We start from the raw sequence: 23,039 nt of genomic DNA on the forward strand, positions 1-23,039 counted from the left end.
AGACGATATTTATTCTATTTCAGATTGGATCTCTGACATGCGGCGCCTCAGGGCCTCATAGTAGGGAATTATCTGATAGATTGTCTCTACGCTCGAGACAAACATCCTTCTGCAGCAATACCGCTTGATGCCGATAGAGTCCATAACCTTTGCAGGATCCTCGCCAGCTTTTACGCGGATAGAGTACTGCTGAAACCTGTCTGCGATGAGGCCTCCACAAGTAAAACACCTGACAGGCACTAGCATTGCTTGCATTTACATTTCACCCTGCTAATAAAAACGCTTGGCGGTGGGCGAAGGCCCGATTTCCTTGAATGCAATCTCGCATTCCCCAATAAATTATAGATACTGTGACATATCTCCCCTAAAATACGACCTCAGAGCATTAATTACAGTCAATGACTACCGCAATTGACGAACCGCTATTAAATTCTGCCGCTTATAGTAATTTCGTAGACTCCATAAGAAGCCCATTCAGTCTCAGACTTTACAGCAAGGCTCTTCAGCGATACATGAGATTTCACGGTCTGACAGATTTTGACGCTATGGCTGCCGAGGACGCAAAGACGATTCAAATAAGGGTCCAGGCGTACATCTCGGAACTTCGATACAAACGGAACCTAAGAGCTCAAACCATAATTGTAAACCTTTCAGCGATTATCCATTTCTACCAATACAATGACGTTATCGGCGTCAACTGGAAAAAGCTAAAGGCGTTCTGTGGAGAGAGAAAAAGGGCAGTTAAGGACCGAGCATATACTATAGATGAAATTCGCAAACTCCTAGATCATGCTGACGACAGAAAGAGGATAATGATTTTACTCATGGCATCCGCGGGGCTGCGCATAGGCTCAATTGCGGACCTGAAAATCAGGAATCTAGAGCGCATAAGCGGACTATACAAGATAATGTTGTACGAGGGGGCGGATGAGGAGTATTTTACATTCTGTACGCCTGAGTGCGTGGCGGTTATTGACCTATACCTAGAGAAAAGAAAGCGTGCAGGCGAGGATCTGACGCCTGATGCTCCATTGATAAGAGAGGAATTTTCACGGTCGGACGCAAGGAATCCGAGACACGTGTCAACAACTACCCTGAATACACTGATGAAAGGGCTCCTAGTTACAGCCGGCATTCGCGAGACTAAAGGTTACAGTAGTCGCAAGCGACACGACGTAATGGCGAATCATGGTCTACGAAAATTCTTCAACACTCAGCTGATCAAAGCCGGCGTAAATCACACGGTGAAGGAACACCTAATGGGGCATAAAACGGGATTAGACATCTCTTATGCTAGGCTCACAGACGAGGAAATAACCCGCGAATACCTAAAAGCCGCCGACCTTCTCACGATCGAAAGTGAAAGCAAGCTCAGGTCCGAGATCCGAGATCTGGAGAAGAAGCTGAGCGCCGAAGCCAAACTGCGAGAGAAAATTATGTCTGAAATTGATGCGAAGAATAAGCCTCTGCTCGACCAAATGGCGGAAATCCAGGAGCGCCTTAACAAGTTCCCTAAGCTTAGGCTAGACTAGAGCCTCAGCGGACTATACTTATTATACATTTATGAAGGAGAAATTCACGCTCAATTTGTGAAGGCACCACATATTATATTTTTGAACTTTACAAAATAAACCATGTCCGAATGCGTAGCAATAACAGGTGATATACAGGCGGACTTTTTGCGTCAGGTTAGCAAGATGCTACAGCATATCGAAAACTGCGAGCGTTGCCGCGAGCATTTCGGCGCAGTTCAATAGTGTAGAGATGGTTAATTACAAAATGGGTCTCACTGCAAAAATTTTTGTTACTGATAGTCAAATCTTGAAGGGTAGACCAGTCCCAGATCTTTCTCGAAAAAGTATACCAAATGCCGATTTAGTACAGAATGTCCGATCTAGCGAAATTGAACAGCTAGCCTTGGAAAAATATCAGAAAAACGGTAGTGGTATAACATTTGTAAACTTGATTGAAAGTGGGCTTGCTACGAGCAAGTCGAAGGCTCAGGCGATGCTAAAATATCATTCAAATCGTTCTCTGGTGCTTTTCACCATACCTGATAAACGTACAAAACCTCAACAGTATTATCCGTCATCGTTAAAAGCCGAAATTGTCACTAGAACTACACCAATTCGCCCCACGGGGGTATTCTACTTTGATCACGAGCATAACCAAGATGCCTTATGCGCTGATACGTTGCTTGATCCAGTAAGGGCTAACACGCTTATCGAGTATGCTTTGCCGCTCCTAAAGGACGCACCGCTGCATATCCATAACATACACTTTAAGCTATGTCTGCCTACTGAAACGTATCCAGCTCTAAAAGCCGATATTGTAAATGGTAACAAGGGTAAGCAGTGGAAGATTCCTGTAGGCTATAGAAGCGTCAAGTTATCGTTCTATCCTTCTGGCTCGCTCGAGATCGTCGTGGTTTGTTCTAGACATGCTTTCCCGCTAGTTTCAGAGAGTCATAGGACCGAGCTAAATGCGTTCCTAGGCGAAGTTAGAGGCGCGCTTTCCGTCATTCTGCACGACGAGAGACATCACATCATTCCAGCTATCAGCGATTGGCTAGTCACGCAGTTAGACATCAATAGGGACGTTTCAATATCGAGCTGCAAAGTCAGCGATTTACAACTGAACCACTCTGAACAGTATCGATACTACGATAACGTTTTCAGGGTGTATCTTAAGCCAATCAATGATAAATTATTCTATAGGTTTGAGAAGACTGTTAATCCCAATAAACCGTACGGAGAGACTATCGCCGAAGCGTTCACCTTAGAGGGACTTAACAAACGGTTAATCGCGCTGGAAACGTCAAAGGGTAAAGAGGGTATGACATGAGCGATATTCCTGCAAACTCTCCCGAAATTGAAAGCGTCGATCCAGCATTAATGCAAGGCGCTAACCTGATCAAACCTATGCAGAAATTCTCACCATATACCAAGGCAGAACGGCATAAGCGCCGCAAGGAGGTCTTTAGGCTTCATTTCGAGTATGGATATTCGGCTAGCAAGATTTCAGAAATAATGAAAGTCAGTAGAGGGACCATTAATTCAGATATCAGATTTCTATACGCCCAAACGCGAAAGACTGAAGGAACAACTACTTTCGACGAGGACATGCGTAGATATCTTGTACGACTCTCCATTCAGCAAGCTCGCCTACGCTCCTATCTAGACAAGGCAACGGACCTTGAAACCAGGCTATCTATAGAGCGACTTATGGCTGAACTAGATCTTCGGCTTGTAAATGCGGGTTTGAAGATCCTCGATTCCAGGCTTGCGTTCTCTGAAGCAGTAGCAAATGCGGTAAACCAAATCGCGGAGAAGGAGAAAATCGATCGGCGTTACATGCTGCCGGACCAGCAATTCAGTATTTCCAAAAAGGCTTGGTCCGAAATTGAGCATATAATAGAGAAGGACCGACATGGTGGAGAGCTATGAAAAATCCGGAATTAGCCTATTGCGAGTACTTCGGCAGGCTCGCTTAAACTACGGAACAAAAAATTCGTCTAATCGGGAAACTAGTAGAGGGACACAAACTGACTTTCGATCTTAATAATAAAAGCATATGGGAGATGCCATTTTCCTTTCTAGGTATTATGATCCAGAGCTAGGACAAAAATTGAAAGTAATAGCTTGGGGAATAAGCGTTCCAATAGGTAACGCAAACCACATGTTCCAAAGACAAAAAAACGAGAGAGGAATTTCCTTTTGGATCGACGTCTGTAACCGCCAGATATCGGAGTGGACAAAAATATTTGGTGAACTTGATGCCGAAATTGTGAAAGTTAATGTGAGAAGGAGTACCTGAGATAGTTGAGCCTAAATACCACAAGCAAGATTTCGTAGCTCGTTTTTAAGTAAGGTACTCACAATAAGTAAAAGTCAAGGAAGGTTCAATCATTGAGAGACGAAATTAAGGATGATGAATTTTATGAGCGGAACCTGGCTCAGTTAAATGATAAGGACAGCATCACATTTGCCAATACCACCAGTTTCTACAGGCGCGGCTACAAAGAGCCAACGCCAAAGGAGACAGTAATACAGGCTAGATCAAAACTGGAGCAATACCTAGGACAATTCGCAGATACCAGTGATCCTCGGATAGATACCTATGGAGTTCTTTATGACTTGGCGAAGGGTTTTGTGCAAGCTTATCAAAGGGAACACCCAAAGGCAAAGATAGACCTCCGCCGCAAGACCTTTTGCTAAAGTGAAAATACTCTGGAAGATTAGAAGAAAGACTTCGCTGAGGAGCTCGTATTACAGCCAGCGAACTAGTATTCCTTTTAGTCGTAAAACCCAGTGTTCTCTTGCAGTTTGCGAAGCGCTTTGTGCTCGTAGTAAGCGAACTGCGAAATAATAAACAATCCCAGCCCAGACACGAGAAGACCAGCCTGAAAGAGAGCATCCGAGCCAGTTGGAAATATTCCATCAATTTTACCGCCAGCCCAAAACAGAAACGCTGCGTAAATCGTGCAGAACGCTCCATAGCCTAGCGGTATAACTGGATGCAGGCTATACTTCCTCAATACCAAGTTAACAGTGTCTAACCTTATTAATTTCTCGGTAGGTAAATCCGCTGGCTATGAGGAAAAGATGTCCAAAGTGCAAACATGACATGCGGATAATCAAAGAACTGAAGGATGGCAAAGAGCAAAAAATATGGGTGTGTAACCGTGGATGCTCTGTCGAAGAATCTCGCATTCCAGTTGAATGAAGCTTTTTCCAGTCTGCCGCAGCAGTATTTAATTTCGAGCATTTGAACTGACCAACTGTCATGGAACTTCAGGACTTCGTTATGACTACACTCGTTGAAATTGTAAAAGGCGTAAAAAATGCAAATGATGCAATAGAAGAGACTGACAAGTTTCAATTTATCGGGGAAAAAGTTCCTGACTATTATGGACAATTTGTTGATTTTGACGTCTCTGTTGCCGCCAGAGATAAGGATGAAAAGGGCGGTTCGGTCAAAGGGGGAGTTTATGTAATAGGCGCTTGGCTTAGTGGTTCTGCAAATTCCAAGCAAGAGAAAGCTTCGGAGAATGTCAATCGAATAAAGTTTCGAGTCTTCGTGAAGTCAGACGATATTGAGTCGGAATGAAATCCTCCCGCCGCAGCCTTCGGAGCAGCATGACTAAAGAGCCAGTTTCGACCTGATAGACTGCCTAAGCATTGGAATAGACGAAGACGGAGAAAGCGTCAACTATGCACTATTTGATTTTGACGGAAACGAGTTGTCAAGCTCAAGTAGTTCCTATAGCGGTGCGGAGTATGATACGCCTAGTGGCGCGGTGTTCGATGATTGAGCGAACTTTGTACACGTTGTATGCGATAGTAATTTGGGTTAGCGGGGGAATGGCAACGCAAACTGTTGAGGGCATGAATACAAACGTCTACCAAACACGCTCAGATAGCCGAATAACGAGAGAAATCTGTCCGCGATGCTGTAGAGGATTATAATTTAGTTGATCGTTGCTACTAGTATAGAAAACTCGATAAAGTTTATAGAAGTAGCTTGCGTACTAGCCCCCACTTGCGCCTAGCAGATTTTAGAGTCACTAATTTTCGCTCAGTTGTAGATTCCGGAGTTATTACAATGTCTGACATAATGGTAGTGATCGGTCCAAATGAAGCAGGCAAGAGCGGAATCCTAAATGGATTGGCATCCTTGTCTATGGACGCCTTCTATGCCTACTTCGATCTAACTCAGTTAGAGGGAATGCTCAAGAGATACAATGACAATGAGATTGAGGACAAAGACATCCCTATGGTTCATGCTAGCTTCGAGCTCGCTCCAGAGGAGATTAAAGAGCTCGGCAGCCTATTGCAACTTGCTGAAGAACCGAAGAAAATAATGATTACGAAATATTTTGATGAGTCTTATCAGATCAAGATTTCAGACAAAGCAATCCGCGTCATATCTAGAGCGAAAGTTAATGACTTGATGAGTGAAATGCGCAGAGTGATCGCCAATCATAGAAACAGCGCAACTAATACTCATCTCACACACGCCCCTAACGATGCAATGAGAGCCCAATTCAATTCCGCCGCTGCAACCGTGGAAAATGCAAGCCCAGCGCAAACTGTGAAGTCAGTTGCCTTGAGTAGTTTGCAGGAGATTACAAACTTGTCCAATGCGGCTATCGACGCCCCGTTCAAGACAGATCTTGTTGCATTTGCGAGAGAGCTGCAATCAATTATGGAATCTTTTATGGAGGATGAAATTGCAATTGCAATGTACAAGTTCGTCCTTGAGCGAATGCCGAGAACCATATACTTCAAGACATGGGATAGACTCGAGGATGAAGTAACAATCGCTGAACTTAGGGCTAATCCTCAAAAACACAAAACTTTCATTAACTTTTTGAAGCTAGCTCAAATTAAACTAGATACTATCGAGTATCTGCAGGACGAAACCAAAAGGCAGGTTTATCTGGAAAGTGGTTGTGGCAGGGCGACAAAGTTGCTTAGAGGAGCTTGGAGACAAGAGGAGCTCGATATGGAACTTCGCTATTCAACTGAGAAATTGATGGTATTCACAAAGAATTCTGCCGCAGTCGAGACATTACTCCCGCCCAGCCTTGGGAGTGAAGGCTTTCAGTGGTTCTTAGGATTTTTCATTAACTTCGGCGCAGAGACGAATTCTGAATTCAAAAGGGCGATTCTATTACTTGATGATCCGGGGGTATTCCTCCATCCAAAAGGGCATAAAGACTTGCTGGACCTTTTTGAGTCATATCTAGGAAATGGCGTTACGACAATCTACACAACCCACTTACCATTTCTCATCCCACGTTCGAAGCTAGAACGGCTGAGATTAGTCAGAAAGAAAGGCGCTGGATACACAGAAGTTACCGAGAAATTTTATGCGATCGAGGATAAAGATGTATTATACCCACTCCGTGCTGCGTTGGGTGTTTCGCTCGGAGATAGCCTCTTTGTTGGAGAGAAAACGATTGTTGGAGAAGGTCCTTCAGACCGAATTTTGCTTGACGGCATGCTCCAAGAATTCAATAGCCGAAAAATTAGGAAAATAGATTTAGAGCACATAAGTGTGGTTGCAGGCAAAGGGGCACGCGGCGCAAAAGAATATGCGCTATTATTGCAAATCGAGAATCTTCCTTATGTCGTGGTCCTCGATAACGACGATGAAGGGAGGAACGCGAGTGCAGACTTTCAAAAGGATGGAATTCCCACTAGTAATGTAATTTTGCTTTCGAATCACAGAGGCGTTCAAGCGGACTTAGATATCGAGGATCTATTTCCTTTAGAAACATACGCGGAGGCGTTCCACTCAGTTCACGGGAAATCGCTTAATCTAAGCAAAGTAGATGTCCTGAAGGCAATATCTGAAGGCAATGGAAAGGTTACTAACAAGGGCAAATCTTTGCTCAAGACCTCAAAGTACGACCTCGATAAAGTCAAAATTGCATACGAGATGTTGAGAATCACCAATTCCTTAACTCAGCTCGACCAAGCATTAGTGGAAAATTTGTCAAAGATTTTTGACGGAATAAATTCAAGAATAGCAATATACTCGAAAGAATAGGCTAAGAATTTCAAAGGAGAGCAAAGGAAAAAGCTTGAAATGGACATGACAAGGTTTACAATTTCACGGTATGAGAAAAGTTTGTCACTGCCCAACGACAAGGAAAATATACCTTATGTAGACTGTAAATGCAATTGTGACAGTAAGCATGATTACGCCTACAACTGTCATTATAGTACAGAATTTGAACCGCGTCTCGTAAGAGCTCTTTCTGGAAAATGCTCCGATGACCGAAGTTGAAAATGCTCCAAATGACATCACGGTGCTAGCAAGCGTCGTCCATTTCATCCATTCCTGAAGCTTGGCGTACCAGTCTACATTATGGCTAATTGGCTCCAATGCAAGAATGAAAAGCATCGCTCCCATGAGTACGCCATCTAAGACTAGAAGGTCTTTTAGGTCAACATCAATATCCTTTTCATCTTTTTGATTATCCTTCGACCGGGGATGAAACAAGGACACAGCCCGTTATAGCGTTCGAAATTTAAGGTCATCGTGACTTAGCTTATCTATTCCAGCCGTCGCAAACGAGTGTATTTCTTTCCTTTATCGGTTACCAAGTCCCATGCTATAACGTCGCCTATCTTGTAGCCTAGCTCCTCGACTAATTCAGGAGGGTCTACTGACTCTTTTTGAGAGATGTGATCTGTAAAAGTAAACCCGAAAGTAGCCAGCCAAAGCCATCCCCAGAATGACGACCGGAATGACTATTGAAAATCCTGCATACGTGATCATCAATTGAGCCTCCGATGGCAACTGACCAAGATGGTTTCCGAATAGTATGATCTCCGTCGGCGCAAGTGGCGAAAATCCTCCTGAGAAGAGGCTCACAAAACCGATTATATACGCAGCAAGATACCAAGATCCTGTAACATCTTGTTCTGAACGAAAACTCAAGATTAGGCGACAATACTTCAAATATTCATGATTCACTTGTTTGAATATGAGCGCACGCCTGAGCTCTATGCTAGCCGTTTATTCAAGCCTTGAAGCTACTATTGAAAGGACTAGGCAAATCTACACCTCACAGCATCCTGATTTGGTTTGGAAGGGAATATGGAAAGGCGAAAGGCTTGAGAAGGATTGGTTCAGAGAGCGTCCTGATGGTGGCATTATACCTCAAGCAGGAAGAGTTTTCAAGGAAAATGGCGAGATGTATTTTGACATTTTTTATCAGATTATTGTTGAGTTAGTGGACTTGGCAGATATGGGAAGAACCTCCGAGGATTTCAAACAGCTTGTTGATGCTCTTAGAGGGCAAGGGATGGGCTTGGGTTCAAAAGCAAAAATCAACCAATCATTCACGTAAGTTTATTGGTAGTGTATCTCCCCAAACCTGAAAGTTGAAACTAGTGGCTCGATAAGTTAGCGCTCTTTCGCTTGCTCTAGTGCTTTCACGAGCAAGCCGAGCCTAGAAAAAGGAGAGACCTGAGCGCTTAACGCCCTTTAGCTTGGTCCCGTAAGCGTTTGCAATTGTTTTCGAGTTGTTGATGCCAGTGGGCATCCAAGTAATCTTGCTTATTCAGTGCTTTTCGCTTAAGCTGTCGCTCTTTGAGCACACAACTGTTTTGCCAAAAGTCTGAGGATATGGTCCGGTGCTTCGCCATACAACATAGTCTATTGTCGATATCTCTTAAAAGGTTTATGGGCTGGTGGGTATCACGTTCAAAATCTCCGCTAGGTCACCGACGGGTCGGCTCTCTCGAGATATCGCGAGTCCAAAATCCGGAGCGAGTCAGAACTATTTCAAGCATTGACGCAGACAGCGGCTGACAGACTGACGATTGAAGAACTGCAAATATCAGCCCAACGAGTGGACGATTATTTCCCCCTTTTCCTTTTTTGGTGTCAAACTTTTAAGAAACCCTGCAAGCTGTCGGATTACTTGTCAATTAACGACGCAAGGAGAGAAGCTGTCAGTATTGCATATTGGATGCTTGCAGCGACTGCATTCTTCACAGTTGGAGGAGCGCTACTAGCGGTCGGACTTAGCTACCCTTTCGGAGCAATACCAACCATAGTAGAAAAGGGATATGGGAATCAGACAGAAGCCAGCCAAGCTGTATTGCGTGTGTATAATGCTCTCGGTTCCATCGCCAATTATGACATCGGAAGCGGACTCGGGCTAATTGCGTTAGGTGCATTCTTAGGAGTTTTTGGTCTTAAAAGAGTGAGAGGTGGTATCGAGGCATTAGCTAACCCCAAGAGTATGAAAGATAACATAGAATCAGTCGAAGACATGCTCAAGAATCTTGACGAGTCATTTGGAAGCCATTATAGTGCAGAGAGGCTGCTAAAAGATGCGTTATACCAACATGCCAGAATAACGATAGCAACAACAAAGCAGGTCTCGGATTCTTCAAAACGCTTAGAAAAATTTACGATTGCTCTCGTTGCTCTGACTATAATTTTGGCAGCAGCTGAAATCGTGCGAATAGCGACTGGTCACAACTAAACCGCAGCAGATCAAGTCTACATTGATTTCTCCCGCCGCACATTGCTTTTCGAAATCGGAAAATTTGATACTTGCTTAAGACCTTATCGACATGCGAATTGTAAAGGCTAAAATCAGACTAGTTGTAAATACTACCTGCCGACGCACCAGTTATTTCGTTTTCAGACAAATAAATCGCATTAGCATTATATAGTCAGCGACACTAGCACACGCCGGGCAACTAGGGGAACAGGCCAACTTGGCGCATGATTACCCGCGTTCGTTTCACCGAAATGACGCGGTAATATTTTACGCCAGCCGAGCAAGTTATGCGGGAGTCGCCCAGCTTGGCCAAAGGCGTAAGACTGAGGCTCTTATCCCTTAGGGGTTCGTGGGTTCAAATCCCATCTCCCGCACCATTTGTTTGAAAGTAGTGTTTAGTGGGCCATCCGGATAATTGATTTAAATATAGGAAAAAACGCCGTTTTGCTTGAGATTCTAATATGGAATATCTTGCAATGCTTCCCGGACCAACTAACGTTCCAAACCGTGTAATGAATGCAATGCTTGCGCCGATAATTAATCACAGGAGCGATGATTTCAGGGTGCTCTACAAATCAATAGTTGAAAAGTCGCAAAAGGTGTTTCAGACACAGGGCGACATTGTTCTCCTGACCACTTCTGGCACCGGCGCAGTCGAGGCATCCGTCGTCAACCTCATAAAGAAGGGCGACAAGGCCGTAATTCCAGTAAACGGCGAGTTTAGCACAAGGCTGGCTGACCTGATTGACAGCTGGGGCGGCCAGACAATCAGGATAAAGGCACCATTTGGGGAAAACCCGCCTTATGAAAAATTTGAAGAAGTCATGGACCAAAATAAAGACGTCAAGGCGCTTTACGCGGTCTATAACGAGACTTCAACCGGCACGACGATCCGCTATATGGATAAGCTCGGCGAACTGGCTGCAAGAAAAGGCTGCTACTTTATCGCTGACGCGGTGTCAATCCTTGGAGGCGACGAGCTCCCCGTTGACAAGTGGAACATTGACATCTGCGTTACAGCTGCGCAAAAGGCCCTTGCTGCGCCGCCTGGCGTATCGCCGGTTTCCGTAAACGCCAGAACCAAGAAATACATGCAGGAAAATCCGCCGCCGACTCAGTACCTGAACTTTAAACGCTACTTCAAGTACTACGAAGAACACCATGAAACGCCGTTCACTCCGGCGCTGCCGCTTTACTATGCGTTCAGAGAGGCACTTGACATCGTGCTTGAGGAGGGCATGGACGCAAGAATTCGCCGCCACAGGACTTGTGCTGAAGCGCTTTACGCCGGCCTTAGCGCGCTTGGGCTTACGCCTTTCGCGAAGCCGGACGCAAGGAGCAACGTGATAATAGCCGTCAATTACCTGGCGGGGATGGATGACAAGAAGTTCAGGGATCTGCTCTCAAACCAGTTCAAGGTGCTTATTGCCGGCGGCTTTGGCGACCTGAAGGGCAAGGTATTCAGGGTTGGTTCGATGGGTGAGGTTGGAAGGTACCATGTCATGCGCACCATATCTTCAATTTCGTCTGCAATGAACATGCTTGGCATAAAGACAAACCCAGAGGCTACTTCGGTAGCGCTTGAAAAACTAAAGGCGCTTCCGAACTAGCAATCTTTTTTCCGCTCCAGCAGTTCTCCACCCACTTTTTACACATTTTCTCTGAAACTTAATATTACCTGTACAGTACGCGGGGTTACATGACTTTGGATAAGGGTTCTCTCGTGCTGCTAGATTACACTGCTCGCGTTAAGGACACTAACGAAATTTTCGAAACTACAAAGGAGGAAGATGCAAAGAAAAGCGATCACTTTGACCCGACGCGCAAATACCAGCCACGGCTCGTGTCCGTTGGTGATGGCTGGGTTCTAAAGGGGCTGGACGAGGCCCTCACAAAAGCCGACATCGGCAGCCAGATGAACGTGGAGCTCACTCCCGACAAGGCGTTTGGCGAGCGTGACCCGGCAAAGGTACGCATGATTCCGCAGCGCAAGCTTGGCGACAAGGCAGACGAGGTTTCTGTCGGTGACGTCATCGACGTGGACGACAGGACAGGCATTGTCAGGTTTGTCGGCTCTGGCAGAATACAGGTCGACTTCAATCACAGGCTTGCAGGCCGCACGCTTGTTTACGACGTAAACGTTGTCAAAAAGCTCGAGACGGATAATGAAAAGGTCTCTGCGCTTGTAAAGAGATGGCTTCCGATAGACGACGACAAACTAAAGTTCGCGATAAGCGACGAGCAGCTTGAGATGGACCTGCCTGAGGAAACGTACCAGATGGAAGGCCTCCAGTCGGTAAAGGCAGGAATTGCAAGGGACATCTTCAAGAATGTCTCCAAGGTAAAGAAGGTAAAGTACGTAGAAACGATTTCCGCTCCCCAGCAGCCAAAGCCGGCCCCAGAGCCAGCGCAAAGCACCGAAGCAGCTGCAAAAGAGCAGGAAAAGCCTGCTGAGGCAAAGTAGCAGGCAAGGCTTTACCGAGCGCGGACTCACCCTTGTCATAGAGTAAAAAGGGGCAAAAGTTTATTACATTATAAAGCCAAAAAGCTCGCAGCATGGAAAGCATTCAACAGCAACCGGTTACAATAACCCCCAAGGCGGCCGAAAAAGTCGCTGAATTTATGAAGCAAGAAGGCAACTCGAACCTTTTCCTGAGAGTATATGTTTCGGGTGGTGGTTGCGCGGGCCTGTCCTATGGCATGGGCTTTGAAGAAAAAGTCGACGATGACGACAAGGTCATCGAGCAGGGCGGAGTCAAGATAATCCTCGACAGCTACAGCGAGCGATACCTCAAGGGCGCCAACATTGACTACATTGAGAGCCTGATGGGGTCGGGATTTAAGATAAACAATCCCAACGTGACCAAGAGCTGCTCTTGTGGCCACTCGTTCAGCACAGAATAAGCGTCCCTTTCTTCTCTTTTTGAATTCCGCAGCTCTTTTTATCTTGTTTTACGGGCTATAAGCGGCAGCAGATGCGCTGCAAGATAGGCTCTAAAGCCGTCTGTGCAAATAGATAGATTTTTTCATGATCAGAAAAAGGCGCGCTAGGGCCACAGGCCACGCGCCTGAATAGCCTCGACGACGCGGTTTATCGCCAAAAGCGTGCTGGCCTTTCGCATATTGACCTTGTACTTGTCATGCGTCTCATAAACATCGAGGAATGCTTTAGTGATGTTCTTGTCGAGCCTCTCATTTACCTCTGCCTCCGTCCAGTATTCCCTGCGAAGGTTTTGTAGCCACTCAAAGTAGGACACTGTCACTCCTCCTCCGTTTGCGAGAATGTCCGGGATTACAAGGATCTTGTTGTTGAAGAGAATATCGTCTGCTTCAGGAGTTGTCGGACCGTTTGCAGCTTCGGCAACTATCTTGGCCTTGACCTTCGGCGCGTTCTTTGCGGTAATCTGGTTTTCAAGCGCCGCTGGAATGAGTATGGTACAGTCTGTCTCTAGCAGTTCCTCGTTTGAAATTGCCTTTGAGCCGCCAAAGCCCTCGACGCTGCCCGTCTTTTGCTTGTGCTGCCGCAGGCTGGCAATTGAAATGCCAGACTTGTTTACGATCCCGCCTTTGGAATCTGAAGCCGCAACTACCTTTGCACCAAGGGCTTCAACGAGCTGCGACGCAAACTGGCCTGCGTTTCCAAAGCCCTGGACAGCCACGGTTGCATTCTTCATGTCGACCTTGAGCTTCTTGGCCGCCTCGCGCACGGTGATTGAAAGTCCGCGGCCGGTAGCCTCGTTTCTTCCAAGCGAACCGCCTATCGAGAGGGGCTTGCCGGTGATAATTTCGGGCTGCATGTAATTGCCCTTTAGCGCCGAATAAGTGTCCATAATCCAGGCCATCTCCTTGCCTCCCGTGTAAACATCGGGCGCTGGAATGTCGGTAAGGGGTCCGATAATGTCCGCAATGGCGTATGCGTATCTGCGGGTCATGCGTTCCAATTCTCCGTCGGACATTTCCTTGGGATTGCATATTATGCCGCCCTTTCCTCCGCCGTAAGGAATGTCTGCGACGGCGCACTTCCATGTCATCCACATTGAAAGAGCTTTTACCTCGTCGATGGACACCTGGGGATGGTATCTGATTCCTCCCTTGTAAGGCCCCCTCGCATCATTGTGCTGTGATCTATAGCCGGTAAACACGCGGATTTCCCCGTTGTCCATCTTGACAGGGAGAGAAACGGTAAGAACGCGCTTTGGATTTGCAAGGACCTGGTGGAGTCCTTTGTCGAGCTTGATGAGTTTTGCAGCCTCGTCAAGCTGTTTCAGTGCAACCTCAAACGGGTTTATGGCCACGCTCCGGGACGCTGACATAAAAGATTTGAACAAAACGAGTGTATTTAAGTGTTGTAAATTGTTCTAGAATTTAAGAGCTCATTTTTTGCGAGATCTGCGTCCTGAGTTCGTCGTCGGTTTTTCCTTTTGAGTCAATCCCAAGGCTCTGGGCGATCTGCTCTAGCTTTTCCCTTTCTGTTGTGACAGGACCCGTAATGCGCGGCACGACGCCGCTGGTTTGCGCGGGTGGCGATCCATAGGAAGAAAAGCCCTGCCCCAGTTCCCTTTTTACCATATTTCTGGCCTTCTCGTACTCGCCAGCTGCCCTACCCAAAGTCCGGGACATCTGAGGCAGCCTTTTTGTCCCAAACATCAGGACAAGTACCAACAGGATAAGGATAATCCATTCCGAGCCTGCGATTTCTCGCACAAGCGCCGCCAGGACCAAATCCAAGTCAATCAGGGTCTAACAGCAATTAATTACTTGCTGTGTTACATGACTGAAAATATGCCCGACTTGCGAGATTCTAGGCGGAGCCGGGCCTGAGCCGGTCAAAGGCGGCGATAAGTGTAGTCCTGCGCCGCTCTTCTGTGACTGACGCCCTTACGTCTTCAATCAGCATCCGGGCGACGTCGAGCTTTTTGCGAAGGCCGGCAACGATGTTGTCGTAAACCGCAAACGGATACACTGCATCGTAGAGCTCTTCCATCACACCAAAAAGCGACTCGGCATCCTGCTCTCTGCCTGTTCGCATCCGGTCGTAGACGAGCCGCTTGACCTCGCCGACGCAGTCCAGTATCCCCGTCAGGTATGACGGACCGGAGATCCCGAGGCTTTCGGCTGACGGAATCGGCTTGTTGTTCATGATGGCAAGAAGGCAGTACGCTTCGGCAAGCTCCTGCTCGGCCACCGCGACGTACTTGTAAAGGTCGCTCTGGGCAGAAGGGCGCAGCTGGTCGACTGTCGAGCGAGCATTTTCCATCTGCAGGACGGCTTCGTCAAACTTGCCCTTGTGCATAAATATTATCGATTTGCTGGCCATTGCGATGGCGTCGCGGGAACCTCGTATCAGTAGCTCCCTGCGGCGCTGCACGTCTTTAAGCTGGCCGTCAATTAGCTGAAGAGAATTGCCTGCCGATGAATCAATCACGATGGGATTTCGATCCTATTTTATTCAATAAAAACATTGCAGAGGCTGCAAAACTTTAATTCTTCAAGCCGCGGTGCGGTACGTCGTGGGCAACATCCGGCGAAGCAGAGGCTACAACTTTGAACATGCCCTTGTCGAGCGGTTCAACCGCTCCGAAGGCTGGCACGCAAGAAGGCTAGGGGGCTCGAGCACTGGTCTTCCAGACATTGTTGCCCTGAACAACGAGCGTTCCATTCTTCTTGCCATTGAGGCCAAGTCCGGCACAGGTGACATCCTGTATGTCCCACCCGACCAGATAGCCAGGTGCGTTCTTGTCCGGGACATGTTTTCGGTGTACAAGGAACGCAAGATTGTCTTTGCGTTCAAGTTCCTGAGCAAGAAAAGGTTCAGGAGAAAAAACAAGACGGTTTACGAGCAGCGAAAGCTCGTCGAATACTTCAAGGTCGCGGATTCCGTCGACGCGCATGGCGACCTAACGGTCAAGTGCACGTACGAGGGGAGGACTTACAGCCTGAGAGAAAACGCGCAGAGCGTCGAGTTGAATCTGCCGGATTTTGCAATGCCGTTTTCCGATGAACTGCGCAGTACTGCCCAGGCAAGAATATCCCGACTAGCAAGCCACTAGGCTGAGCTAACCCAAATTGGAATGCGCTTTCAGGCTCGGCAAGTGGGTGCCCATTTTGGTTATTGGCAACGGGCTGAAACTCGCATTGAATTTGTGAATATTATATAAGATTTATCTGTCCATTGGGCCCCAGATTATATTTACTATAGACATCTCGGCCAAATGCCTGAGAAAAATGTTCTAGATGTTTCTTATGCTGGCAGAGTAACGACAATGTTAGAGAATTTTGCACTACACAATTCTTCTGACATTGACGTTGCTTATTGCACCGCTGACAACGGCATTTTCGCCCACAAATGTCATGGTTTCCTTCCATGATGGCAGGGTCTCGAGTTATTCTATCACCGATCTTGGCGGCAGGATAGACCACGTCTACCAAAAAGTAGGAATCATCGATGCAACCCTCCCGCAGATCTCGGTCGCGCTTCTGAGAGTTCTTCCGGGCATAGACTTTGTCGAACCAAACTCACAGGTAGTCGTTGCTCCTGCGTCCGTGCAAGATGGGGGCACAGACAATTTCACCGGTTCGTCGCATACAGCGAGCAACGAATACTCGCATTCATGGGGTCTGTCTGCGATCGGAGTGAAGGCAGTCCATGATGCGGGCTTTATGGGCAAGGGCGTCAAAGTTGCGGAACTTGACACAGGGATTGACTACAAACACCCAGACCTTGCGGCCAACTACATGGGGGGAATCAATCTTGTAAATGGCAACAATGACCCAATGGACGACAACGGTCACGGGACGCATGTAGCCGGCATAATTGCGGCCGCCAGAAATAACTTTGGAACAATTGGAGTGGCGCCGCAGGCAAGCCTCTACGCGGTCAAGGTGTCTGACTCGCAGGGAAAGGGGACATTTGACTTGCTGGTTCAGGGAATCAACTGGGCTATTGAAAACCACATGAATGTCATTACCATGAGCATCACCGGTTCGGACGGGAGCGAGGCGCTCAAGCAGGCGGTAACCGTTGCCCATGACAAATACGGCATTGTCCTTGTCGCAGCAGTGGGCAATGGCTCCTCCGGGGGAGTACTGTATCCTGCCGAATACGACGCCGTGATCGGGGTGGGTTCTGTGACAAGAGACGGGTCTAGGTCGTCGTTCTCACTGACAGGAAACAAGGTTGAACTGGTGGCTCCGGGGTCAGGAATCAACTCTACATGGTTCGACGGGAAGTACAAGGTACTAAGCGGCACGTCAATGGCAACCCCTTTTGTCACGGGGACCGTGGCTCTCATCCTTGGAAGCGATGAAAGGCTCTGGAAGTCGAGCGGACTGACGGACGGCGACGGCAAATGGACGCCGGAGGAAGTCCGTAACGTTCTCGACCACATGACAAAGCACCTGGGTTCCCCGGGCCGAAATGATCAGTATGGTTACGGCGAACTCAGCCTGAACTTTCCGACGGTCGTGAAAAGTGTCAAGTCAAGCAGCGACGCGGGCAGTACTAATGTGGCTTCCATCCCCGCGCTCAGCATGCTGCCGCGAGCCGGCGCAGGTTCTCTTTTTGGAAGCTTTTCGCTGGTTTCAGCGGGATTCCAGTTCTACAACTAGACCTAGGCGCGGATTCCGCGACCCCTGATTTTTCAGAAGCTTTGCGGAAGTTGCAAAAATCCGCTATATTTTCAATTCTATATAAATGTCCGCACAATCCTTATTTTCCAGCTATACCGCGGTTCTCGTAGTCATATTGCAGCGTTTCGGGTTTTTTCATGGTAATTCTTGGAGTGGTAGCCGCTTTTTGTCGTTTTTCTGGCATCAGAACTACTTATATGCTTGATCCGTGATAATAATTCTGCAACTATCCTAGAAAACATGCAAACCTCGATTATATGCAATGGATGTAAGGACGGACGGGTCATTACTGATTCGGAATCAGGCGAAATAATTTGCGGCAACTGCGGTCTTGTGCTGACTGATCGTGTGCAGGAGACGCGTGCAGAATGGCGCGCATTTAATACCGAAGAAGTGACTGACAGGAGCAGAACGGGTATTCCAAGCTCGCTTGCCAGGCACGACATGGGCCTATCGACCATTATTGGCAAGGCGGACAAGGATGCAAGCGGACGCAGGCTTGAAGGACAGATGAAGTCCACATTTGACCGCCTGCGGTCTTGGGACTTTAGGACCCAGGCGCACTCGCCGACAGACAGAAACCTCCGGCAGGCATTCAGCGAGCTGGACAGGCTCAAGGACAAACTGTCCCTCTCCGACGCCGTGGTTGAAAAAACTGCCTACATTTACAGAAAGGCGCAGGAGCGGGGGCTTGTCAGAGGAAGGACCATTTCCGCAACTGTAGGCGCTGCAGTGTACATCGCCTGCAGAGAAGCAGGAACCTCACGCACACTCAAGGACATCGCTCAGATAGGCAACATCAAGAGAAAGGACCTTGCGAGAATTTACAGGCTCGTGGTCATAGAGCTCGACCTAAAGATTCCCTTGATAGATCCAATGAAGTGCATAGGCAGGGTTGCGAGCAAGGCAAACCTGAGCGAGAAGACGAGAAGAGTCGCACTCAATGTAATGACGCGGGTTGTACAGAGCGGCATATCCGCGGGCAAAGATCCAATGGGTCTTGCAGCGTCGGTCCTCTACCTCGCGTGTCTCTCGACAGGAGAGAGCAGGACGCAGACTGACATTGCAGAGGCGGCAGGCGTAACCGAAGTGACCGTCCGCAACAGATACAAGAATCTAAGAAGCCAGCTCACTGGCTTGAACTAGATCTTTTCCCCTTTTTCTGATTCCAAAGAAAAGTAGATAAGAATTCAGCCTTGATAGTCCTGCTGGCGATGAAAAGGCCGGGGGATGCAAAGAAAACAGCGCTTCAGCTGTCGCTATTCGCGATTGCCACAGTTTTTGCATTCGAGTTTATCGCAGGCGCCGCCACCAACAGCCTTGCGCTTTTTACCGACGGCACTCACGCGCTGCTTGATGCGGTCGTTACTGCAGTCCTGATAATTGCAGTAAGGCTCGCGTCGAAGCCCCGCGACAAGGACCACACCTATGGCCACGGCAGAATAGAGACCATAGGCGGGTTTGTAGGCGGAATCGCCCTCTTTGTTGTTTCAATCCTTTTCATCTTCGAGGCGGTAACGAGAATTGCAGGGTATTACTCTGGCGCGGCGATGTCCCAGGTGACGCAGCCCGGCCTCGTTGCCTATGCGGCAATCGCGTACACGCTGTCGGTTGACGGGTTTAGAGTCACGGTACTGCGGAGAGCGCTCGTGCGAGAGCAAGCAGCTGACAGCGGAAGTTCAGTTGCCCTTTCAAGCACCACGCTCAAGACCGACATGTATCATGCTCTGACGGACATGGTGTCAACGGGCGTGGCCCTCGTCGGATTGCTGCTAGTCGCGCGGGGCTTTGCGGCGGGCGACTCGCTTGCAGCGATAGTCCTTGGCGGCTTTCTTGCTTTCTTGAGCAGCAAATTTGCATACCAGAACGTGCTGGAGCTGTCGGACTCTATCCCCCCATCTCTTGTGGCAAAAGCAACAGAGGCCGCGCAGCAGACGCCCGGCGTTCTTGACTGCAAGGATGTCAAGATGCGCAGGGTCGGGAGGGACGTATATGTAGAGCTGACGCTTGGAATGCGGAGCGATCTCAGTTTTGAGGTCGCGCATGAAACATCCGTGCTGGTGGAGAACAACGTGACAAGAATCCTTGCAGACGTACTTGGGAGCAGGCCCATAACTGTGACTGTTCACTTTGAGCCCGAGGGCGCGGCCACACGGCCATCAATTGAGGATCTTGTAGAGCGCGCTGCGCGGCTGGTCGACGGGGTGCGCGGCGTACACAACATCATTGTAAGCGCGGTCAAGGACAGCAACCGAAAGGAGGCTTCCCTTCACATACAGGTAAACAGGTCCGCAACGCTGGCGCAGGCACACGCGATATCAAATTCCGTCGAGGACTCGATCCGAAACCAGGTGCCCGAAATCCAGTCCACCACAGTGCATGTAGAACCATTCATGCCGGAACTCCTAGGCATCGAGCCAATATCTGACAAGGAAATGCAGGACTCTATTCGCGAGATCGTGGTTTCCTCAAGAGGCGTCAGGCGTGCCGGAAGGATTAACACCTACAGGACTGTCCAGGGCTCCATGAAGATTGACGTCGACTGCGTCTTTCAGTCAACGTCGGACGGCGCGCCGATAGACACCATTGAGCAGGTGCACCAGTACGTCTCTGATATCGAGGAGCGTATTTTGCAGAGGTTCCCCGGATCCATCGTCACAATACATGCCGAGCCGGAATAATTGGTAAGGTTTATCCAGCCAGGTCCGAAAGCTAGTATCGCGCAGGAATTGAGCATAGTAACTTCAAAGGCACTTGTCAAGCGGCTGATACCGCCAAGGTCGGCGTCATCAAGAAAGGGGGACAATGGCACCGTGCTTGTGGCGGGCGGAAGCAGGTATTACCACGGCGCCCCAACTCTCGCATCAATGGCCGCCCTTCGAACCGGGGCGGACCTAGTTTACACGGCAGTTCCAAGGTCAATAACTACAGAGGTCAGATGCCATTCTCCAGCCCTTATCGCTCTCCCGCTGCCGGACGACAAGCTCACGGTCGGCTCCGCAGGCAGGCTGAGCGCGATGCTGCCAAAAAAGTGTGACTCGGCGGCCATCGGGATGGGCATGAGCATTGCAAGGCCGGAGGCGATTGTCGCGCTGGTAAGAAAGTTGCGCGAAGCAGAGACTCGGCTCCTCCTTGATGCTTCGGCGCTTGTCCCCGAAGTCCTCGAAGAGGTGAAGGGTACGGGATGCGTCGTGACCCCCCATGCGGGCGAGTTCAAGAGGCTTTTTGGAGTGTCTCCCGGCGACGGCGAGGACCAGAGGATCAAGACCGCAAGCGAAATGGCAAGAAAGCATGACGTGACCATCCTGCTTAAGGGCCCTTCGGACGTCATTTGCGACCAGTCACGCGTCGGATTAAACAGGATCCACAACAGCGCAATGACAGTTGGGGGAACTGGCGATGTTCTGTCAGGAGTTGTCGCAGGCCTGCTGGCGAAAAAAATGTCGCCCTTTGACGCTGCTCTTGCGGGCGCCTACGTAAACGGCGCTGCAGGTAACCTCGCATTTGCAAAAGTTGGCCTCCACATGATTGCAACAGACCTTGTGGACTTTATGGCCGAAGCGTTCAAGCCCTTTGACGTTATCAAGAGCCAGTGATGTCCTGGACCTTCTCATTCGCCTGGCCGGCGCCCCTTTCCAGCTGCATCTTTGAGAGGTAGGAGCTTACTGCACTTGAAATCTCGTTTATCGCCTCCGAGTCGCCGTTTGGTGCGTCCTTCGGGATGATCCTGAGGAATCCTCCTGCCGCTCCCGCATGTCCGCCGCCCTCTTTGAATTCACGGGCCAGCTTGCTGCAGTCAATGGCTGATGCCTTTTCAGAATTTGGTACGTCCTTCCTGCGGAGGCTGACCTTGCCGTCATCGGTATAGGCGGCTGCAATGTCGATTTCCGTCTGGTCCATGACCCGGCCAAGAAGGATTGACCTGCTGACAAACGAGTCGGCCTTGACTATGGCCACGCCGAACATCAGATTTCCGATAGCAAACTGTCTTATGGCAAGCGACTTTACGGATCGCTCGATGGACTCGTCGATAAGGCGAGCCGATTCAATAATGTCTTCCTGCATCGCGTAATTCCAAAAGATGCCCTTCGTAATGTTCTCAAGTATCACGCTATGCAGCCTGCCGCGGAGCTCAGGCAGACCGACGTAATACGATATGAGAGGCGTCAGCGGAGGGATGGGGAACTTTGTAGTGTCTGGAAAGTCTGTTCTGCGGGCAATGGCGGCAAGCTGCAGCGAAAGCGAGTCAGTGCTCTTGAACCGATCCACACACAGCTCGGCGGTACATTTCTTGTCGCCGTTGTTGCAGAGAACAACCTCGCACCACTTCCTGATTTCGGCGTGCTCCTGCTCGGGCCAGATGTGATGGTCTATCCAGATGCACCGCCAATTGTTCTGAGACGCCATCTGCAGGGCGTCGATTACTGCGCCGGCAGATTCCGGGTTGGGCCCCATGTCTGCGATGATAATCGTCCCGGGCGCGCCGCCTGCGCGGATAAACGAGTATATCTTGTCCCGCACTGAAAGCATATTTTCAATGCCGTAGTTGGTCAGGACTATTTCCGGCGATCCAAATGCGAGCTTTAGAATCGCGGCCGAGAAGATGCCATCAACGTCCTGCTCGTGAGAAAATACCAGGGTATTGCTTTCGTTCACTATTTTTCAGACACAGTGCGTGTGAGGGATTGTTATTATAAGTTATAGCACCACGGGTGCTCAGAATAATCGAGCTAAACAACTTATACGTCTCGGCAGGCAATTACAGGTGCGCTTGGGCGCAACCACAACCTTTGCATACTATGCGCTGGAGTTCCTCTACTTTAGGCTCTTGAGCGACCCGGCCTTGAGAGACAAGAAGAATCGGTTCCTGGTAAGGCTAGGCAAGCGCACCAGTTGATGTGCAACCACTTCCAACCATAACAAGCAAGTGCTACCATTTCCTGTTTCCAGCCCTCTTGGCGAAGTAACAAAATAAATGAGAGCAATACGCGCTGTCTGGGATATGTCTGAACCTCTTGCTGAAAGCAGTTTTGTGACTTTTGAGGAATTCTCGAAGGTCAAATTCGTGATGGGCAAGATTATCTCGGCGGAAAGCATACCGGGCATGAAGAAGGTGCTAAAAGCGACAGTAGACATTGGCACGGAGAAGCGGCAGATTGCAGTGGGCGTGGCGCAGTATTACAAGCCGGAAGAGGTGGTCGGAAGGACCGTGGTGGTATGTGCAAACCTTGAGCCCAAGAAAATAGGTGGAATTATCTCGTCCGGCATGTTACTGTCGGCCGACGGGCCGGAGGGCAGACCCATTTTTCTCACTGCTTCCGAGGATGTCGTCCCCGGCGCGCAGATTAGATAGGCCTCCAGCAGAGAACGAAAGTGA

At 48.8% G+C, this 23,039-nt stretch carries 25 protein-coding genes and 1 tRNA gene; 19 read left to right on the forward strand and 7 right to left on the reverse strand.

Going from position 1 to position 23,039, the window contains the following annotated elements:
• Nucleotides 1–9: 9 nt before the first annotated feature.
• The gene (locus ABI361_11720; protein MEO9321329.1) at nt 10–246 is read right to left on the reverse strand and encodes a DNA-directed RNA polymerase subunit N; all 237 of its coding nucleotides are present in this window, start codon (nt 244–246) and stop codon (nt 10–12) included.
• 299 nt (nt 247–545) lie between these two features.
• Here ABI361_11720 and ABI361_11725 point away from each other — a divergent pair, with 299 nt between their 5' ends.
• The 4 genes from ABI361_11725 to ABI361_11740 all read left to right on the forward strand — a co-directional run bounded on the left by ABI361_11725 (nt 546) and on the right by ABI361_11740 (nt 4,217).
• Nucleotides 546–1,532: a site-specific integrase gene (locus ABI361_11725; GenBank protein ID MEO9321330.1), complete on the forward strand. Its 987-nt coding sequence runs from the start codon at nt 546–548 to the stop codon at nt 1,530–1,532.
• 247 nt (nt 1,533–1,779) lie between these two features.
• Nucleotides 1,780–2,844, forward strand: a complete 1,065-nt coding sequence (locus ABI361_11730) for a hypothetical protein (GenBank protein MEO9321331.1) — start codon at nt 1,780–1,782, stop codon at nt 2,842–2,844.
• Nucleotides 2,841–3,446, forward strand: a complete 606-nt coding sequence (locus ABI361_11735; GenBank protein MEO9321332.1) for a hypothetical protein — start codon at nt 2,841–2,843, stop codon at nt 3,444–3,446. Before ABI361_11730 ends, ABI361_11735 begins: the two co-directional genes overlap by 4 nt.
• A gap of 462 nt (nt 3,447–3,908) precedes the next feature.
• Complete coding sequence (locus ABI361_11740) at nt 3,909–4,217, forward strand: hypothetical protein (GenBank protein MEO9321333.1); 309 nt, start codon at nt 3,909–3,911, stop codon at nt 4,215–4,217.
• A gap of 77 nt (nt 4,218–4,294) precedes the next feature.
• Here ABI361_11740 and ABI361_11745 read toward each other — a convergent pair whose 3' ends face one another.
• Nucleotides 4,295–4,537 carry a hypothetical protein gene (locus tag ABI361_11745; GenBank protein MEO9321334.1) on the reverse strand — a complete coding sequence of 81 codons (243 nt, stop codon included), beginning with the start codon at nt 4,535–4,537 and terminating at the stop codon, nt 4,295–4,297.
• 248 nt (nt 4,538–4,785) lie between these two features.
• Between ABI361_11745 and ABI361_11750 the strand changes: the two genes are divergently transcribed.
• Nucleotides 4,786–5,109 (forward strand): hypothetical protein, encoded by a 324-nt coding sequence (locus ABI361_11750; protein ID MEO9321335.1) that lies wholly within the window; start codon nt 4,786–4,788, stop codon nt 5,107–5,109.
• A 495-nt stretch (nt 5,110–5,604) separates the two neighbouring features.
• On the forward strand, nt 5,605–7,557 hold the full coding sequence (locus tag ABI361_11755) for a TOPRIM nucleotidyl transferase/hydrolase domain-containing protein (protein MEO9321336.1): 1,953 nt from the start codon (nt 5,605–5,607) through the stop codon (nt 7,555–7,557).
• Between the two features lie 84 nt (nt 7,558–7,641).
• Here ABI361_11755 and ABI361_11760 read toward each other — a convergent pair whose 3' ends face one another.
• Nucleotides 7,642–8,013 (reverse strand): hypothetical protein, encoded by a 372-nt coding sequence (locus tag ABI361_11760; GenBank protein ID MEO9321337.1) that lies wholly within the window; start codon nt 8,011–8,013, stop codon nt 7,642–7,644.
• Nucleotides 8,014–8,500: 487 nt separating this feature from the next.
• On the opposite strand from ABI361_11760, the gene ABI361_11765 reads away from it, so the two are divergent.
• From ABI361_11765 to erpA, 6 genes are all read left to right on the forward strand, one after another.
• Complete coding sequence (locus ABI361_11765) at nt 8,501–8,866, forward strand: hypothetical protein (GenBank protein MEO9321338.1); 366 nt, start codon at nt 8,501–8,503, stop codon at nt 8,864–8,866.
• Nucleotides 8,867–9,442: 576 nt separating this feature from the next.
• Nucleotides 9,443–10,012: a hypothetical protein gene (locus ABI361_11770; GenBank protein MEO9321339.1), complete on the forward strand. Its 570-nt coding sequence runs from the start codon at nt 9,443–9,445 to the stop codon at nt 10,010–10,012.
• Nucleotides 10,013–10,322: 310 nt separating this feature from the next.
• Nucleotides 10,323–10,410 (forward strand) — tRNA-Leu (locus tag ABI361_11775).
• Nucleotides 10,411–10,494: 84 nt separating this feature from the next.
• Nucleotides 10,495–11,643, forward strand: a complete 1,149-nt coding sequence (locus tag ABI361_11780) for an alanine--glyoxylate aminotransferase family protein (GenBank protein MEO9321340.1) — start codon at nt 10,495–10,497, stop codon at nt 11,641–11,643.
• 89 nt (nt 11,644–11,732) lie between these two features.
• Entirely contained in the window at nt 11,733–12,497 is a 765-nt protein-coding gene (locus ABI361_11785) for an FKBP-type peptidyl-prolyl cis-trans isomerase (protein MEO9321341.1), read from the forward strand.
• A 92-nt stretch (nt 12,498–12,589) separates the two neighbouring features.
• Complete coding sequence (gene erpA, locus ABI361_11790) at nt 12,590–12,937, forward strand: iron-sulfur cluster insertion protein ErpA (GenBank protein ID MEO9321342.1); 348 nt, start codon at nt 12,590–12,592, stop codon at nt 12,935–12,937.
• A gap of 143 nt (nt 12,938–13,080) precedes the next feature.
• Here erpA and ABI361_11795 read toward each other — a convergent pair whose 3' ends face one another.
• The 3 genes from ABI361_11795 to ABI361_11805 all read right to left on the reverse strand — a co-directional run bounded on the left by ABI361_11795 (nt 13,081) and on the right by ABI361_11805 (nt 15,458).
• Nucleotides 13,081–14,346, reverse strand: a complete 1,266-nt coding sequence (locus ABI361_11795; protein ID MEO9321343.1) for a Glu/Leu/Phe/Val dehydrogenase — start codon at nt 14,344–14,346, stop codon at nt 13,081–13,083.
• A gap of 52 nt (nt 14,347–14,398) precedes the next feature.
• On the reverse strand, nt 14,399–14,755 hold the full coding sequence (locus ABI361_11800; GenBank protein ID MEO9321344.1) for a twin-arginine translocase TatA/TatE family subunit: 357 nt from the start codon (nt 14,753–14,755) through the stop codon (nt 14,399–14,401).
• 79 nt (nt 14,756–14,834) lie between these two features.
• Nucleotides 14,835–15,458, reverse strand: a complete 624-nt coding sequence (locus ABI361_11805; GenBank protein MEO9321345.1) for an RNA-binding protein — start codon at nt 15,456–15,458, stop codon at nt 14,835–14,837.
• Between the two features lie 85 nt (nt 15,459–15,543).
• On the opposite strand from ABI361_11805, the gene ABI361_11810 reads away from it, so the two are divergent.
• From ABI361_11810 to ABI361_11830, 5 genes are all read left to right on the forward strand, one after another.
• Nucleotides 15,544–16,083 (forward strand): resolvase, encoded by a 540-nt coding sequence (locus ABI361_11810; protein MEO9321346.1) that lies wholly within the window; start codon nt 15,544–15,546, stop codon nt 16,081–16,083.
• 226 nt (nt 16,084–16,309) lie between these two features.
• Nucleotides 16,310–17,641, forward strand: a complete 1,332-nt coding sequence (locus ABI361_11815) for a S8 family peptidase (protein ID MEO9321347.1) — start codon at nt 16,310–16,312, stop codon at nt 17,639–17,641.
• Between the two features lie 261 nt (nt 17,642–17,902).
• Nucleotides 17,903–18,808 carry a TFIIB-type zinc ribbon-containing protein gene (locus ABI361_11820; GenBank protein ID MEO9321348.1) on the forward strand — a complete coding sequence of 302 codons (906 nt, stop codon included), beginning with the start codon at nt 17,903–17,905 and terminating at the stop codon, nt 18,806–18,808.
• Between the two features lie 68 nt (nt 18,809–18,876).
• Nucleotides 18,877–20,343: a cation diffusion facilitator family transporter gene (locus tag ABI361_11825; GenBank protein MEO9321349.1), complete on the forward strand. Its 1,467-nt coding sequence runs from the start codon at nt 18,877–18,879 to the stop codon at nt 20,341–20,343.
• Nucleotides 20,344–20,391: 48 nt separating this feature from the next.
• On the forward strand, nt 20,392–21,258 hold the full coding sequence (locus tag ABI361_11830; protein MEO9321350.1) for an NAD(P)H-hydrate dehydratase: 867 nt from the start codon (nt 20,392–20,394) through the stop codon (nt 21,256–21,258).
• Here the strand turns inward: ABI361_11830 and ABI361_11835 are convergent.
• Nucleotides 21,245–22,318, reverse strand: a complete 1,074-nt coding sequence (locus tag ABI361_11835; GenBank protein ID MEO9321351.1) for a DHH family phosphoesterase — start codon at nt 22,316–22,318, stop codon at nt 21,245–21,247. The two genes, ABI361_11830 and ABI361_11835, sit on opposite strands and share 14 nt — an antisense overlap.
• Nucleotides 22,319–22,433: 115 nt before the next feature.
• On the opposite strand from ABI361_11835, the gene ABI361_11840 reads away from it, so the two are divergent.
• Both ABI361_11840 and ABI361_11845 read left to right on the forward strand, forming a co-directional pair.
• Nucleotides 22,434–22,559 (forward strand): hypothetical protein, encoded by a 126-nt coding sequence (locus ABI361_11840; GenBank protein MEO9321352.1) that lies wholly within the window; start codon nt 22,434–22,436, stop codon nt 22,557–22,559.
• 105 nt (nt 22,560–22,664) lie between these two features.
• On the forward strand, nt 22,665–23,015 hold the full coding sequence (locus tag ABI361_11845; protein ID MEO9321353.1) for a methionine--tRNA ligase: 351 nt from the start codon (nt 22,665–22,667) through the stop codon (nt 23,013–23,015).
• Nucleotides 23,016–23,039 lie beyond the last annotated feature (24 nt).

Source organism: Nitrososphaera sp. (assembly GCA_039938515.1).
In the GTDB taxonomy this organism is placed as follows: Archaea; Thermoproteota; Nitrososphaeria; order Nitrososphaerales; family Nitrososphaeraceae; genus Nitrososphaera.